This is a genomic window from Kribbella capetownensis, from assembly GCF_004331485.1.
Lineage (GTDB): Bacteria > Actinomycetota > Actinomycetes > Propionibacteriales > Kribbellaceae > Kribbella > Kribbella capetownensis.
Map to the genome: position 1 here is coordinate 109,081 of NZ_SJKD01000008.1, position 15,051 is coordinate 124,131.

The 15,051-nt window shown below is 68.2% G+C and carries 16 protein-coding genes; 8 read left to right on the forward strand and 8 right to left on the reverse strand.

What is annotated here, in order from left to right; translation table 11 throughout:
• Positions 1-20: 20 nt before the first annotated feature.
• Entirely contained in the window at positions 21-1,340 is a 1,320-nt protein-coding gene (locus E0H75_RS31225; RefSeq protein ID WP_131517301.1) for a dihydrolipoyl dehydrogenase family protein, read from the forward strand.
• Position 1,341: 1 nt separating this feature from the next.
• On the opposite strand, the gene E0H75_RS31230 is transcribed toward E0H75_RS31225, so the two are convergent.
• Positions 1,342-2,832, reverse strand: a complete 1,491-nt coding sequence (locus tag E0H75_RS31230) for a DHA2 family efflux MFS transporter permease subunit (protein WP_131517302.1) — start codon at positions 2,830-2,832, stop codon at positions 1,342-1,344.
• Between the two features lie 146 nt (positions 2,833-2,978).
• Between E0H75_RS31230 and E0H75_RS31235 the strand changes: the two genes are divergently transcribed.
• The 4 genes from E0H75_RS31235 to E0H75_RS31250 all read left to right on the forward strand — a co-directional run bounded on the left by E0H75_RS31235 (position 2,979) and on the right by E0H75_RS31250 (position 5,278).
• Positions 2,979-3,659, forward strand: a complete 681-nt coding sequence (locus E0H75_RS31235) for a VOC family protein (protein WP_238163363.1) — start codon at positions 2,979-2,981, stop codon at positions 3,657-3,659.
• 58 nt (positions 3,660-3,717) lie between these two features.
• The gene (locus E0H75_RS31240) at positions 3,718-4,167 is read left to right on the forward strand and encodes a DinB family protein (protein WP_165554153.1); all 450 of its coding nucleotides are present in this window, start codon (positions 3,718-3,720) and stop codon (positions 4,165-4,167) included.
• Positions 4,168-4,250: 83 nt separating this feature from the next.
• Complete coding sequence (locus E0H75_RS31245) at positions 4,251-4,454, forward strand: three-helix bundle dimerization domain-containing protein (RefSeq protein WP_131517304.1); 204 nt, start codon at positions 4,251-4,253, stop codon at positions 4,452-4,454.
• Positions 4,455-4,495: 41 nt separating this feature from the next.
• Positions 4,496-5,278, forward strand: coding sequence for a DinB family protein (locus E0H75_RS31250; protein WP_131517305.1), 783 nt, complete (start codon positions 4,496-4,498; stop codon positions 5,276-5,278).
• A gap of 33 nt (positions 5,279-5,311) precedes the next feature.
• Here E0H75_RS31250 and E0H75_RS31255 read toward each other — a convergent pair whose 3' ends face one another.
• The 4 genes from E0H75_RS31255 to E0H75_RS31275 form a co-directional block, all read right to left on the reverse strand.
• Complete coding sequence (locus E0H75_RS31255) at positions 5,312-5,821, reverse strand: DUF3291 domain-containing protein (RefSeq protein WP_131517306.1); 510 nt, start codon at positions 5,819-5,821, stop codon at positions 5,312-5,314.
• Positions 5,811-6,608 (reverse strand): endonuclease/exonuclease/phosphatase family protein, encoded by a 798-nt coding sequence (locus E0H75_RS31260; RefSeq protein WP_131517307.1) that lies wholly within the window; start codon positions 6,606-6,608, stop codon positions 5,811-5,813. Before E0H75_RS31260 ends, E0H75_RS31255 begins: the two co-directional genes overlap by 11 nt.
• A 362-nt stretch (positions 6,609-6,970) precedes the next feature.
• Positions 6,971-7,723: a GAF and ANTAR domain-containing protein gene (locus E0H75_RS31270; protein ID WP_131517309.1), complete on the reverse strand. Its 753-nt coding sequence runs from the start codon at positions 7,721-7,723 to the stop codon at positions 6,971-6,973.
• Positions 7,724-7,970: 247 nt separating this feature from the next.
• Positions 7,971-8,144 carry a CsbD family protein gene (locus tag E0H75_RS31275; protein WP_131517310.1) on the reverse strand — a complete coding sequence of 58 codons (174 nt, stop codon included), beginning with the start codon at positions 8,142-8,144 and terminating at the stop codon, positions 7,971-7,973.
• A 229-nt stretch (positions 8,145-8,373) separates the two neighbouring features.
• Between E0H75_RS31275 and E0H75_RS31280 the strand changes: the two genes are divergently transcribed.
• Positions 8,374-9,318 (forward strand): phosphotransferase family protein, encoded by a 945-nt coding sequence (locus E0H75_RS31280; protein ID WP_131517311.1) that lies wholly within the window; start codon positions 8,374-8,376, stop codon positions 9,316-9,318.
• A 147-nt stretch (positions 9,319-9,465) separates the two neighbouring features.
• On the opposite strand, the gene E0H75_RS31285 is transcribed toward E0H75_RS31280, so the two are convergent.
• Both E0H75_RS31285 and E0H75_RS31290 read right to left on the reverse strand, forming a co-directional pair.
• Positions 9,466-11,139 (reverse strand): alpha-amylase family protein, encoded by a 1,674-nt coding sequence (locus E0H75_RS31285; RefSeq protein ID WP_131517312.1) that lies wholly within the window; start codon positions 11,137-11,139, stop codon positions 9,466-9,468.
• Between the two features lie 25 nt (positions 11,140-11,164).
• Positions 11,165-12,337, reverse strand: a complete 1,173-nt coding sequence (locus E0H75_RS31290; RefSeq protein WP_131517313.1) for a zinc-dependent alcohol dehydrogenase — start codon at positions 12,335-12,337, stop codon at positions 11,165-11,167.
• A 71-nt stretch (positions 12,338-12,408) separates the two neighbouring features.
• Here E0H75_RS31290 and E0H75_RS31295 point away from each other — a divergent pair, with 71 nt between their 5' ends.
• Complete coding sequence (locus tag E0H75_RS31295; protein WP_131517604.1) at positions 12,409-13,470, forward strand: SDR family oxidoreductase; 1,062 nt, start codon at positions 12,409-12,411, stop codon at positions 13,468-13,470.
• Positions 13,471-13,475: 5 nt separating this feature from the next.
• On the opposite strand, the gene E0H75_RS31300 is transcribed toward E0H75_RS31295, so the two are convergent.
• On the reverse strand, positions 13,476-14,276 hold the full coding sequence (locus E0H75_RS31300) for an Ig-like domain-containing protein (RefSeq protein WP_131517314.1): 801 nt from the start codon (positions 14,274-14,276) through the stop codon (positions 13,476-13,478).
• A 146-nt stretch (positions 14,277-14,422) separates the two neighbouring features.
• Here E0H75_RS31300 and E0H75_RS31305 point away from each other — a divergent pair, with 146 nt between their 5' ends.
• A complete protein-coding gene (locus E0H75_RS31305) occupies positions 14,423-15,046 on the forward strand; it encodes a hypothetical protein (RefSeq protein ID WP_131517315.1) in 624 nt (207 codons plus the stop codon).
• Positions 15,047-15,051 lie beyond the last annotated feature (5 nt).

A 15,051-nucleotide genomic window follows, 5' to 3' on the forward strand; every position in this document is an offset into this window, starting at 1 on the left:
TGTCGAGGGAGGACCGAACTATGACAACCGAGTACGACGTGATCGTCCTGGGCGGCGGATCACCCGGCGAACACACCGCCGGAGCCCTGTCCGAGGGCGGCCTGCGGGTCGCCGTGGTCGAACGTGAGCTGGTCGGCGGAGAGTGCTCCTACTACGCCTGCATCCCGTCCAAGTCGTTGCTCCGTCCGGGCGAGGCCGTGCAGGGCGCGCGGGACGCCGGCGCCACCGCAGAGGTCGATGCCGAGGCGGTGTTCGCCTGGCGCAACTTCATGGTGTCGGACTACTCCGACGCCGGTCAGGAACAGTGGCTGGCCAAGAACGGCATCGATCTGCTCCGGGGCTCCGGCCGGCTCGCGGGACCGGGTGTCGTGGAGGTTGACGGCGTACGCCACACAGCCGACAACGTCGTACTCGCCAACGGCGCGGACGCCGTGATCCCGCCGATCCCGGGCCTGCGCGAACTCGAGGGCGTGTGGACGAGCCGCGAGGCGACCAGCATGAAAGCCGTCCCCCGCCATCTGCTCATCATCGGCGGCGGTCCGGCCGGCACCGAGCTGGCGCAGATCGTACGACGCCTCGGCGGTGAGGTGACGCTGGTCGACCAGCGTCAGCACCTGCTGTACCGGGAGCCGGCGGCGCTGGCCGAAGCGCTCGGCGAGGCACTCCGTCGGGAGGGGATCGACCTCGCCCTCGGGGTCGAGATCACCGGTGCCCGGCGCGAGGGCAACGACTACGTGCTGAACCTCAGTGACGGCCGGGAGTTGCGCGGCGACAAGCTCCTCGTGGCCACGGGCCGTCGCCCGCGCGTCGAGGGGATCGGGCTGGAGACCTTCGGCATCACACCCGACCGTCGCGGTGTTCCGGTCGACTCCCGGCTTCGCGCCGGTGAGCGACTCTGGGCTGTCGGCGACATCACCGGTCTGTGGCCGCTGACCCACGTCGGCAAGTACCAAGGTGAGGTCGTGGCCGCCAACATCCTCGGCACTCCGCGGGAGGCGAACTACGACGCGGTCCCCCGGGTCGTCTACACCGATCCACAGGCCGCATCGGTCGGAGCGATCGAAGCGCCGTACAGCGGGACGGCCGCGCTCTCCGGCGTCGCCAAGACGGCCACCTACACCCACGCGTACGCCGAGTCCAACGGCTTCCTCACCTTGCTCAGCGATGGGGAGAAGCTGACCGGCGCGTACGCCCTCGGGCCTGAGGCCGGCGAATGGCTGCAGCAGGCTGCTCTCGCGATCCGGGCCGCCGTACCCCTCGACGTACTGCGCGACGTGATCCAGCCCTTCCCGACCTTCTCCGAGATCTACGTCGAAGCCCTGAAAGCCTTGCGGACGTAGCTCACCTGCCGTCGGCTGCGCCAACCGTCGCCTCGGTGGTGACGGCGAGGGCGCAGCCGTGGTGCGGGGCCGGCGGAGCGAGGCGGGGAGCCTGAGCCCGCTCGTTCGACACGAAGACGGCGACCAGTACGGCGGCGATGGCACAGACGCCGGCGAGCACGAGCATCGCCGGGCGGTAGCCATCGGCGAGCGAGTCGGCGAGGCTGCTGCCCGCCGTCGCACCGATCAGGAGTGGCACGAGGGCGATCACGGCCAGCGCGCCGACCCGGGCGGCCGCGTCGTTGATCGCGGAGGCCTCGCCGAGATCGGCATCGCTGACGGCGGCGAGAACGGCGGCCGTCAGTGGCGCGACCATGACGCCCTGGCCGACGCCCAGTACCAGCGCCGCGGGCAGGATCGTGCCGACATAGCTCGAGCCGGGAGCCGCTTGGGCCAGCCAGACGTTAGCGCCCGCGATGATGAGGATTCCCGCGAACATCAGCCAGCGCGGCCCGAGACGAGACACGAGTGCGCCGCTGAACGGCGACAGGAGGAGGAACACGATCGACGCCGGGATCAGCGCCGCTCCGGCCTGCGCGGCCGTATATCCAAGGCTGAGTTGGCAGTTCACGACGAACAGGTAACCGCCTGCCGCGAGAGCGCCGTACACGAGGACCGTCACGACGTTGATCGCGTCGAACTGGCGTGACTCGAACAGCGAGAGGCGCAGCAGTGGCGCGCGTCGGCGGTTCTCGACCGGCAGCAGCGCGATCAGCGCAAGGGCTCCGATCACACCCGGGACCAGCACGCGTGCACTCGACCAACCTGCACTGGGCCCCTCGGTCAACGCATAGATCAGGCCGCCCAGCCCGACGACTCCGAGCACTGCACCAACCACGTCGACCGACAGCGCCGGCCGCTCACGGGTCGTCTCGGGCACATGCCGCAGTACGGCGAACACGGCCACGAACAACGGCAGCGGGAGCAGGAACACCCAGCGCCACGAGGCGTTGTCGATCAGCCAGCCGCCGCCGTACGGACCGATGGTGCTGAGGGCTGTAGACAGGCCCGCCCAGATCCCGATGCCTTTCGCACGATCGGCGACGCGCAGCGTGCCGTTCAGCAAGGCCAGGCTGATCGGTACGACGAGTGCAGCGCCGATGCCCTGGATGGCCCGGGCACCGATCAGCCAGCCGATCGATTGAGCGGCTGCGCAGAGGAACGATGCCGCGAGCATGACCAGTAGGCCGACCACGAGCACGCGCCGACGGCCGAACCGGTCGGCCAGTGCACCGGCCAGGAGCAGCAGCGACGCGACGGCCAGGAGATAGGCCGTGAGTGTCCACTGCACCGACGAGACACCGGCGGCGAAGTGCTTGCCGATCGCCGGCACCGCGACGTTGACGACGTACGCGTCGTACCAGGCGATCCCCGAGGCGAGCACGGTCGCCGCGACGATCGCGACGCCGGCCCGGCTGCGCAACGAGACAAGCGGGTGGTCGGTTGTCGGCATGGTCGGCTCCCGGGGTGGCGGCAGTGTTCACGTCCGACCTTCCTCCACGTCGCACGTAGGTCGCACCAGTGAGTCACCCTGGTGCGACGGAATAGTCGCGGCGCGAGGATCGTCTCTACAGGCAGACATCCATCCAGGAGGCACACATGAGCACCACCCAGGACTCGGCCGGAGTTGCGAGCGCCGACGGGCGGACCGGGAAGGTTCCGTTCAAGTTCGAGGCCACCGTCATCCCGGTGAGCGACGTCGACGCCGCGAAGGCGTTCTATGCGAACCTCGGCTGGCGCGAAGACGCGGACTTCGGGTTCGACAACGGCTTCCGGGTGGTCCAGTTCACCCCGCCGGGTTCGCCGGCCTCGGTCCAGTTCGGCGCCGGCATCACCTCGGCCACGCCGGGCTCGGCCCAGGGGCTCTACCTGATCGTGTCCGACATCCAGGCGGCTCGCGATGAGCTCGCCGGGCTCGGTGTCGAGGTCAGCGAGGTGTTCCACCCGGGCGCGCCGGGCGCGCAGTTCCACACCGACGGCAGCGATCGCGTCGGCGGGCGGGCCGAGGAGGGCGCCAGCTACAGCTCGTTCGCGACGTTCAGCGACCCGGACGGCAACGGCTGGCTGCTGCAGGAGATCACCAGCCGGCTCCCCGGCCGGATCGAGTCCGACGAGACGTCGTTCGCCTCCGTCGACGACCTGCGCGCTGCCCTGATCCGCGCGGCCACGGCCCACGGCGAACACGAGAAGCGCCACGGCGGCGAGTTCGACGAGAACTGGCCGGCCTGGTACGCCGAGTACATGGCTGCCGAACAGTCCGGCGCCGAGCTCCCGGAATGAAGCACAGGAGACGACGGAGCACGCTCTGTCATCTCCTGTGTGTCTTATGCTCCGGAGCATGACCGGCGAGGTCCAGCAGTTGTGTGCGGTGCTCGATGGGTTGCGGGCCGGCGTACTGAAGAAGCTGGCCGGGCTCAGTGAGGCGGATGCGCGGCGCAGTACGGTCGATTCCGGCACCAACCTCGCCGGCCTGATCCAGCACCTGACGTTCGTCGAGTCGCTGTGGTTCGAGGAGATCGTGGCCGGGCGTAAGGCGACCAGGGGGAAGCGGTCGATGCAGGTCGACCCCACGGTTTCGCTGAAGGACCTTCGCGCCGACTACCGCGCTGCCTGCGAGACCAGCAACGAGATCGTCGCCTCGATCGGCGACGCGGACGCACCGGTGACGCGCAACGGCAAGACCCACGACCTGCGCTGGGCGATCCTGGCCGTCATCGGCGAGACCTCCCGGCACGCCGGCCACGCCGACATCATCCGTGAACAGATCGACGGCACGACCGGCCGCTGACTCGCGGCCGGTGAATCCGGACTCCGCGTTCGGTCATCGGGAGCGCCGTTGCTTTCGGTGGCCGGCGACGACACAGTTGAAAGATGGACAGGTCCGAAGAGGATCGCGCGATCGCCGAAGCGGTCGTGCGCCTGCGCAAGCAGTTCCCTGATGTCCCGGCGGACGATGTCGCGGCCGCGGTCGAGGCCAGCCGGCCCGAGTTCGACCCCAACCCGATCCGGGATTTCGTGCCGCTGTTCGTCGAGCGCGGCGCCAAGGACAGACTCCGGGGCCGGGTGCCCAGCTGACTCCGCCCATCGCTGAGGTCCGTGGATGGTTGACTAGGGCGATGGATGACGCTCAGTACGGCCCGCACCGGTTCTCGGGTGGCGGCGAGGAGACGGATGCCTTTCGCGGTGCGGCGTTCCGGGTCGCGGACCTTCGCGGCGCCCGCTTCACCGACTGCGATCTGTCCGGGGTGAAGATCGTCGACGGCTGCCTGGTCGACGTCGACATCTCCGGGTACGTCGAGCGGCTGCTCGTCAACGGAGTCGACGTGACCGGGTACGTCGATGCCGAACTCGACCGCCGGCATCCAGAGCGCGTCCAGCTCCGCGAGATCCAGGACGCCGACGGCTTCCGCGCGATGTGGGACACGATCGAGAAGCTCTGGTCCGACGCCATCGCTCGCGCCGAGCGCCGGCCCGAGACCGCCCGGAACGAACGCGTCGACGGCGAATGGTCCTTCGCCGAAACCCTGCGCCACCTCGTCTTCATCGTCGACGCCTGGCTCAGCCGCCCGGTCCTCGACCAGGAGCACCCGTACCACCCGCTCGGCGTCGTCCAGTCCTGGTACGCCGACGAGGATGCGGTTGCCCTAGGCCTCGACCTTGCGGCGGTTCCGGCGTACGACGAGGTCCTGCGGGTCTTCGGCGACCGGATGGCGGTGGTACGCCGTGCTGTCGACGCTCTCACCAACTCCGACCTCGGCCGGATGAGCGACCGTACGCCGGCACCCGGATACCCCGAGGAACCTCGCGCGGTCGCCGAATGCCTCGCCGTCGTGATGGAGGAAGCCTGCGAACACTACCGCTTCGCCACCCGCGACCTCACAACCCTCGAAACCCGCTGACACACCGCGCCGCGGAGATGTGCGATGCCGGAGTCAACCGCGGTTAGGTCTTCTGACGCCTGCCGGCCGGCCGTTTGCGTCGTAGCGGCGGCGGAGGGTGAAGGCTTTGGGGGATGGGCCCCAGCGGCGCAGGTAGTCGAGGCGGGCCAGCGCGTCTTCGACGGTCGGGCGCTCGCCGGCCGGCAGCCACCAGAGTGCCGTCGACGGCTGCTGGACTTTCTCGAACCAGCGGCTACGTTTCAGCACGAAGCGGCCGTGCGCGCTGCGATAGACGAACGCATGCAGATCCTCGTACGACGACCACACCGACAGGTTCACCACATCCCGCGCACCACCGGGGCCGTGGGTCAGCACATGCCCCTCGGCCGCCGGGAGCCGCCAGACGAAGCCCGCGCTCTGGTCCGCCAACCTGTTGACGGGATCCAGCGCCGCGATGAACTCACCGACCACAGGCGACCGGGCCTCCGCGCGCATCCGCGCGACATTGACCTGAGCAAGGTTGAACTCCACCAGATCCCTTCCGCCGACCGGATCACCGATCATGCCAGCGGAAGTCGCAGATCACGGCTCGGTGGTCGGACGGGAAGACGCCGTCCACCGCATCCCCGGCGATCACGGCCGACTCGACGTTGACGAGCTGGTCCTCGTGCCCGGGCCGGTAGAAGATGTGGTCGATCCGCTGGTCGACCAACTCCGGGCCGGCTTCGAGCGGAGCAGAAGGATGCGACGAGGGCAGCGTGACCGCGTCGGATGCGCCATTGCCATCCGCCCAGGCATCGATCAGTACGTCGCGCAGCGGCCGCAGTACGGCGCTGTCGGGCGCGGCGTTCAGGTCGCCCATCACCAAGGACGGGCACGGTCCGTCGGTGCCGGGATCGGTCGCGAGGTCGGCCAGCAAGCCTGCTTGAGCCAGCCGGTCATCGCTGTACGTCGTCGCGTGCTCGAGGCAGGCGACCAGGATCGGAAGCGGGCCGGCGGGATGCGCGACGGAGACTCTCAGGACGACCGGATCCCACCCGCGATGGCGCGACGGCATCGCGATCACGTCCTGGTTCAGGATCGGCCATCGGCTGAGCAACGCCACCCCGAGCTCGACACCCTCGTGGTCGGGGAGCACCGGCGGATCCGGTGCGGCCGGGTACGAAGGCGCCGCGAAGGTCGAGTGGAAGCCGAGCTGCTGCGCGAGCTGCTCGGCTTGCGACGTACCGTCTGCGCTCCAGACCTCCTGCAGGGCCACGACATCGGGCGTGTACCGCTCGATCGTGGCGAGGATCCCGGGCTGCCGCTCACGCCACCGAGGTCCGAACCGCCACCAGATGTTCCAGGTCATCGCCCTGACCTGATGATCAACCACCAAGGGCTGCTGACTTGTGTGGCCGGTTGCGGGCTGCGAGCGACTTCTGGCCACCGCTTTGCTCGTGTTGTTCCGGAGACTTCGGCGCCGGGCACACCGGTCCGCGACGAATCGGTCCCCCGCCGAGTCTTCGGCTCTTCCACTGCTTCTCGTCGTAGTCGTAGTACGTATCGACGCCACCGACGGTCATCATTCCTCCAGCCACAACCCGAATCCCACTTCGGCTGCTGACTGCTCAACAGACCCACCCGGGGGCAAGCTTGCCACCATTCCGGTATACCGCACTAGTCCCCTGCGCCACTCAACCGGATGACAGACTCCGCTCGATGATTGTTGAACTATTTCGGTAGCTTGCGGGTGTCGACCAGGCGCTGGGCCACCTCGCGGAGCTTGGTGTTGGTGTCCTGCGAGTAGCGCTTGAGGATCGCGAACGCGCGATCACCGTCCACGCCGTACCGCTCCATCAGGATGCCCATCGCCTGCCCGACCAGCTTGCGCGCGTCGACCGCCTGAGCCAGGCTCGCCTCCTTGCGCGCGGTCGCCACCGCCACCGACGCATGCCTGGCCAGGATGTGCGCGACCGCCTCGTCGTCAGCGTCGAACGCATCCGGGGTCGCGCTGTACAGCCCGAGTACGCCGACTGTGCCGGCGGCTGTGGTCAGGGGAACGTCCAGAACGCTCCGGACACCCAGCGACAACACCGTCGCCGCCCAGTCCGGCCACCGCCCGTCCGTCGCGGTGTCTCGCACCAGCAGCGTGCTGTGCTCACGCATCGACACCGCCAGCGGACCTTCGCGACTCGCCATCTGCCACCGGTAGATCTCCTCGACCACCGGGTCCGTCACCGCCGGAACCTCAGGCCGCCCGCGAGCGGCCAACGCAACACCGGCATGCGAACAGCCCAGAGCCTGCAGCGCGAACTCCACCACGGCCTGCACCGTCTCCTCGACCCCCGCCGAGTCATGCAACTCCAGCGCCAGGCGCGCGAACACATCAGCCACCGCGTCCGTGTCCGGGGCGAGCCCAGATCGGGCAGGTCCCCGGTCGAGGACGCCGGCATCCGCCGCGTCTTCCAACTCACCGCGTTCCATGCCCCTATCTTGCCCCGCAACTCCTCAGACCGATACGAACCATTCCTGCGGTGCGCTGAGGTAACCGCCCCGCATCCGGCGACTGCTCCCGTGTGCTGCTCCCTTGAGAGCTGCGGGCTCCTCCGCATCGCCCCGGCTGCTACTGCATGTGCCGGGGCGCTGGCCGTACACCGCACGCACCCCGGCGGGGGTGTGAGTCTCCAAGCAACCGACTGCGGCCTGGACACCGTGGGTCCGTGACACGCAGTCAGTCTTTGAACGCGTCCTTCGCCTTCTCGCCGGCCTGCTTCAGGTCGGCCTTCGTCTTCTCCGCCTGCCCTTCGGCCTGCAGATCGCGATTGTCGGTCGCGTCCCCGGTCTTCTCCTTCATCTTGCCCTTGGCCGCCTCGGCGGCATTCTCCATCTTGTCTCCAACACCCATCGAACTCTCCTCCTAGAAGCTCCGGACGTTTGTCGCGCTCCGGGTGCCCCCGATCCGCCGATCCATGCACATCCAGCTGCGGATGATCTCCACCAATCCGCCAGGAGCGCGCCTTCCGCGGCGTGCCTCGCGGACGCGCCCACCCCGTCCGTCCAGCAGCCGGGTCGCTGGCTCTGGTGGGTTGGAAAACCTTTAGCGCCGCAGGCGCCTGACGAATACGCTCGCGCTCATGACCGACGGCGACTGGAGGGATGGTGGGTTCAGGCAGCGTCGGCCCTCCGCGGAGACTCTCGCCTGGGTTGCGGCGTCGATGGGTCGGGGCAGTCGCGTCGTTGGCTATCGCCGATTGACCGGTGGCGTTTCTTCCGCCGTGAATCGGCTGACTGTCGAGCGACGTGGAGTGCGAACGTTCGTCGTACTGCGTCAGTACCCGGGCGGGCTTGACCTGCAGGATGCCTTGGAGAAGGAGATCGCCAACCTTGGTGTGGTGGCGGGAAGCGGGCTCCCGGTTCCGGGCATCCTGGCTTCTGATGTTGCCGGTGCTTCGACGGGGGGCGCGCCATCGTTGCTGATGACACGGTTGCAGGGACGTGTTCACCTCAATCCGGCGGAACCTCGGTCGTGGCTGACGCGGATCGCCGAGATTGCTGTCTTGCTGCATTCCCTCGATCTCCCCGCGAAGAGGTTCAGACCTTGGACGGATTCCTGGATCGCTCCTCGAGACGGGTTTCAGGTGCCGGCGGGCGCACAGAAGCCGGCTGTGTGGAAGGCGGCGTTCGATGTCATGGCAGCGCCACCACCAAAGGACCCTGCCGTCTTTCTGCACGGCGATTTCCTGCCTGTCAACATGCTGTGGTCGCGCGGGAGGATTACTGGGCTGACCGACTGGAACTCCATCCATCGAGGAGCGCGCGCGATTGACGTCGGGCACTGTCGGCGATACTTGGCGGCGCTCTACTCGCCCGAGTGGTCGGAGCAGCTCCGGTCGCTCTATGAGTCGATCGCCGGGGTGACTCTCGATCCGTGGTGGGACCTGTACGCCCTGCTGCACCATGACGACAGCCAGCCGAAGTGGATCCGTGGTCAGGTCGCTGGGCGCCGTCCCGTCGATGGTTCCGGCATGACTTCCCGCGTCGAGGTCGCCATCGAGACAGCGCTACGACGCATCGGATAACCGCGGTTCCCTGCCGGTCGCCCTGAAGGGCCAGGTGCGGTAATGCGATGCCCGGAAACAAAGTGCCACCAGGCGACGACAAGTTTCCGGAAAGCATCCAGCTGTACTCCGCTCGGCCCACCCACGCCCCGGCAGTCGACCGCGGGATCACAGGATGTAGCGGTCGCCGGGGTGGATGATGCGGAGCCAGCGGGAGCCGTGGGGATCCACGTCGAGGCAGATCACGCCGTCCTCGCCGACGTCTGTGGTTCCGTCGCGGAGGAGATCGACCGCTCGTACGCCGACCCCCGCGCCGGCAACGGCCAGGGTGACGTGGGCGGGTTCGGCAGCGAAGTTGTGGAGGGCAACTATCGTGCCGTCTTCGTAGTCGGAGCGGTGTGCGAAGACCGACGGCGACTCGTGCTCGAGGATGGTGCACTCGCCCCAGGACAGCTCGGGACACTCCCGATACCGCCGGATGAGCAGCCGCATCCAGTTCAGCAACGAGTCCGGATCACGCCGCTGAGCAGCGACGTTGACGTGCTCAGGACCAAACTCCCCCTCGGTGACCGGAGCGGCCAGCACAGAAGGGTCAGCGGTCGAGAAGCCGCCGTTCATCCCGGTCGTCCACTGCATCGGTGTGCGTACGGCGTTGCGCCCTTCCGCGGCGAGGTTCTCCCCCATCCCGATCTCCTCGCCGTAGAACAACACCGGCGTACCAGGCAAGGAGAACAGCAGGCTGTACACCATCTTCAACCGGGCAGGGTCATTCCCCACCATCGGCGGCAGTCGCCGGCGCAGGCCGCGGCCGTACAACTGCATGTCTTCAGCCGGACCGAACGCGTCGAAGACTTCCTGGCGTTCCTCGTCGGACAGCTTGTCCAGGGTGAGTTCGTCGTGGTTGCGGACGAACGTGCCCCACTGCGCCTCCTCCGGCGGATCCGGACGCGACCGCAACGCCTGCACCAACTCAGCCGGGTCGTTGCGCGCCAGGGACAGATACATCCGCTGCATCCCGATGAAGTCGAAGCACATCGTCAGCTCGTCGCCGTCCTCGTCACCGAAGAAGCGCCGTACGTCGGGATAGGGCAGGTTGACCTCGCCGAGCAGCATCGACTGACCGCGCCGCCGATCCAGGAACGCCCGCAGGTCACGCAGATAGTCGTGCGGGTCCGGCAGGCCGGATGCATCGAGCGCGCCGGCGGTGTCGAGCAGGAACGGTACGGCGTCGACGCGGAACCCGGACATCCCCAGCTGGGACCAGAACCCGATCACCCGCTCGATCTCCTCGCGCACCTCCGCGTTCGCGATGTCGAGATCCGGCTGGTGCTTGTAGAACCGGTGCAGGTAGTACTGACCGGCTTCCTCGTCGTACTGCCACAGGCTGTCCTCCTGGTCCGGGAAGACGATGCCCTCGTCCGCGTCCGGCGGCGGCTCGTCCCGCCAGACGTACCAGCCCCGGTACGGCGATTGCCGCGACGCCCGCGCACTCTGGAACCACGGATGCTGGTCGGAGGTGTGGTTGACGACCAGATCGGCGATCACCCGGATCCCGCGATCCTGCGCGAGCGTCATCAGCTCGACCAGATCGCCGTGCGACCCCAGCCGTGCGTCGACCCCGTAGAAGTCGGTGATGTCGTAGCCGTCGTCGCGGTCCGGCGTCGGATAGAACGGCATCAGCCACAGGCAGGTGACACCAAGCTCGGCCAGATGATCGATCCGCTGACTCACGCCCTGCAGATCACCGCGCCCGTCACCGTCGGTGTCGAAGAACGTCTCGACATCGAGGCAGTACACCACCGCGTTCTTCCACCAAACGTCCGCAGTCTCGGTCAGCCGCATGCCTTCCCGTGCCCCGCTTCAAACCCTAAGGCGTGAGCAGCACCTTGATCGCGCCGTCACGCTTGTGCTGGAACAGCTCGTACGCCGCCGGGCCTTCGGACAACGGCAGGTGGTGGGTCGCGAAGTCGTCGACCTGGAACGGATCGTCGTCGCCGAGCAGCGGGAGAATGTCCTTGGTCCAGCGACGGACATTGGCCTGCCCCATCCGCAACTGGATCTGCTTGTCGAACATCGTCAGCATGGGCAGCGGATCCGCCATCCCGCCGTACACGCCGATCAGCGAGATCGTGCCACCGCGGCGGACGACGTCGATCGCGAGCAGCAGCGCGGCCATCCGGTCGATGCCTGCCTTCTGCATGACCGTGCGCTGGATCGGATCCGGGAGCAGCGCTGCGGCCTGCTGAGCGATCTTGGCCGTCGGCGAGCCGTGCGCTTCCATCCCGACCGCGTCGATGACCGAGTCCGGGCCGCGGCCGTCGGTCAGGTCCCGGATCGCGTCAGCCACATCGTCGGCGTACTCGAGCGTCTCGACACCGCGGACGCGCGCTCGCTCGAGCCGCTCCGCGACCAGGTCGACGCCGATCACCCGGTGTCCGCGGTGCAGCGCGACTCGGCACGCCATGTCGCCGATCGGGCCGAGCCCGAGGACGACGACCGTCCCGCCGGCCGGGATCCCGGCGTACTCGACCGCCTGCCAGGCCGTCGGGAGTACGTCGGACAGGTACACGAACCGGTCGTCCGGCGGCCCGTGCGGCACCTTGATCGGCCCGTACTGCGCCTGCGGGACGCGCAGGTATTCCGCCTGCCCGCCCGGCACCTGCCCGTAGAGCTTGGTGTAGCCGAAGAGCGCGGCGCCCATCCCCTGGTCACGCACCTGCGTGGTCTCGCACTGCGTCTGCAGGCCCTGTCCGCACATGAAGCAGGACCCGCAGGCGATCTGGAACGGTACGACGACTCGATCGCCGACCGACAGGTTGCTCACCCCGGTGCCGGTCTCCTCCACGAGCCCGATCACCTCGTGCCCGAGCACGTCACCCGCGTCCAGGAACGGACCCATGACCTCGTAAAGGTGCAGGTCGGACCCGCAGATCCCTGTCGACGTCACTCTGATCACCGCGTCGGTCGGTTCCTCGATCCGCGGGTCCGGTACGTCGGCGTACTCGATCGTCCGCTTGCCCTGCCAGGTCAGTGCCTTCACTGTGCCTCCTCCTTCGACGCCTGAGGAATTCCGGTGCCCGGCTGCATGCGGGGGTGAATCCGGTGGAGCGGATGGGGTACTGGTGGGCGGAGTTGGTTCGAGTCGAGGAGGTCGAGGGCGTGACGCAGGTGGTTGTGGTGACCGGGGCCAGTGGTGGGATCGGCCGCGCGAGTGCGATCGCGTTTGCCCGGCGGGGCGCCAAGGTCGCGTTGCTGGCACGGGGCGAGGAAGGTCTCGAGGGCGCCGCGCGCGAGGTGGAAGCGGCCGGCGGGACCGCGCTCACGATCCCGGTCGACGTCGCCGAGTACGAGCAGGTCGAGGCGGCCGCCCAGCGCGTCGAGGACGAACTCGGGCCGATCGATGTCTGGGCCAACGTCGCGTTCACCTCGGTGTTCGCGCCGTTCACGCAGATCGAGCCGACGGAGTTCAAGCGGGCGACCGAGGTGACGTACCTCGGCTATGTCTACGGCACCCGCGCCGCACTGGACCGGATGAAGCCGCGCGATCGCGGGTCGATCGTGCAGGTCGGGTCCGCGCTGGCGTACCGCGGTATCCCGCTGCAATCGGCGTACTGCGGTGCCAAGCACGCGATCCAGGGATTCCACGACTCGTTGCGGTGCGAACTGCTGCACGACAAGTCCAACGTGCACGTCACGATGGTGCAGATGCCCGCGGTGAACACCCCGCAGTTCTCCTGGGTCCTGTCGAAGCTGCCCAAGCATCCGCAGCCGGTGCCGCCGATCTTCCAGCCCGAGGTCGCGGCCGATGCGGTGGTGTTCGCCGCGGACCACCCACAGCGCCGCGAGTACTGGGTCGGTACGCCGACCGTCGCCACGCTGATCGCGAACAAGTTCGCCGCCGGACTCCTGGACCGCTACCTGGCCCGCACCGGCTACAAGTCCCAGCAGACCGACTCGGTCTCCGACCCTGACCAGGCCGCGAACCTGTGGCACCCGGCCGATCAGAAGGAAGGCACGGACTACGGGACGCATGGCGTCTTCGACGACCGGTCAACCCCGCACAGCTACCAACTCTGGGCGTCCCAGCATCGCGGTCTGGTCACCACCGCGCTCGCCACCTGCACAGCGGCCGCAACCGCAGTCCTCACCGCCCGACACTCTCGGAACCGCTGACAAGCTCACTCGGTTCCGTCGAGGGCGATCGCGTTGCCGGTCACCGTGATCTCACGCGTGACGTTGCCCGGCTGCACGTACAGAATCAGACTGGCTTCGCGAAGGCCACTCGCGGAAGGCCGGAACTCCACCCGCACCGAGCACCCGGTTCCCGGCTTCAGGGTCCCGTCGCACCGCTGGGTGATCACGAAGTCGTCAGCGTGAGCGCCGCTCATCTCCCCGGTGGCGATCTCGACCGTCTTGGTCCCGGCGTTCCCGACGCCGATCTGCTTGCACACCTTCACGTCGCCCACCGGGATCTCCGGACACTCCCGCTGGTCCGGCAGCTCGATCTCGGCGCCGGCCTGCGAAGGCCCCGACGGCTCGGGCGAGGACGAGGGCGAGGACGGCGGCTCCGATGGTTCAGGCACTGGCGCGGTTCTCGTTGCCTGGGCGGCTTGCGCAGGGGTCGGTGCCGGGCCCCGTTTGGTGTACACGAAGGTGCCGGCGCGGTCCGAGGTCAGTGATCCGTCGCCCGCGATCGCCTCGGGCAAAGTGAACCCACCGAGGCTGATCACGAAGGCGATGGCGGTTACCGACGCGATGCCGACAGTGCGGATCAACCCTGGTCCTCGCGTGGTGAACATCGCCACCAGCAACGGGCCCAGCGCAGCGCCGAGCACGGTCGCGATCCGCCCCGCGCCCAGCGCCGGAATGATCGCCGAGCACACGACGGACGACAGGACGCCGAAGAACAGCGACGTACCGCTGAACGCGTTCGTCTCTCGAAGTTGCCGTCTGATCCGATGGTTCTGCTGCATTTCCATGTCCGTCTCCCCTCGGACGTGGCCATGCCAACCGGAGGCAGAACCGCCGCACCTGATACCACCGCCCGCCCACGATTCCGGATGTATCCGGGCGCGGCCTCGCGACTCTGGTTCGGCAGGGGGAGAGAACGAACCGGAGGGATCCCGTGACCACCACAGCACGTCCTGCCACTGCACGGCCCGGCATCGCGCGGCCGCGGAACAAGGCCGCGATGAAGCCGATGACCCGGCGGATGATCGGCGCGATCAACTTCGCCGAGGCGATCATCACGCTGATCGGTCTGATCGCGGCGTACGGCATCGCCGAGCGGCTCGTGTCCGACCAGGAGATCACCGGGCCGACCGGCATCGCGACGCGCACTGTCCACTGGTGGGGCCCGGACTTCACGACCACGTTGAACATGTCGCTGCTGATCGTCGGAGCGGCAGCGGGCGCCGTCGGCAGCGTCATCCATCAGAGCATGGTCTTCGCCCAGCGTGCCGGTCTGGAGACGCTGGAGCGAGGGTTCGTCTGGTGGTACCTGCTGCGTCCGGTCTGGTCCGCTCTGCTGGGCTCGGTGGTCGTCGTCGCCGTCAACACCGGCCTGATCAGCATCGGCGACGACACGACCTCCTCCGCCGGCGTGACAGTGCTGATGATGACGGGCTGCCTGGCCGGTCTGTTCACCGATCAGGCGATGGTGCGGCTGCGTCCGCTGCTGGGCGTCACTCCGCCCGAGGACTCCCAGGTCCCGGACGAAGAGACGACCCCGAACGACGACCAGCGCTGAACCGA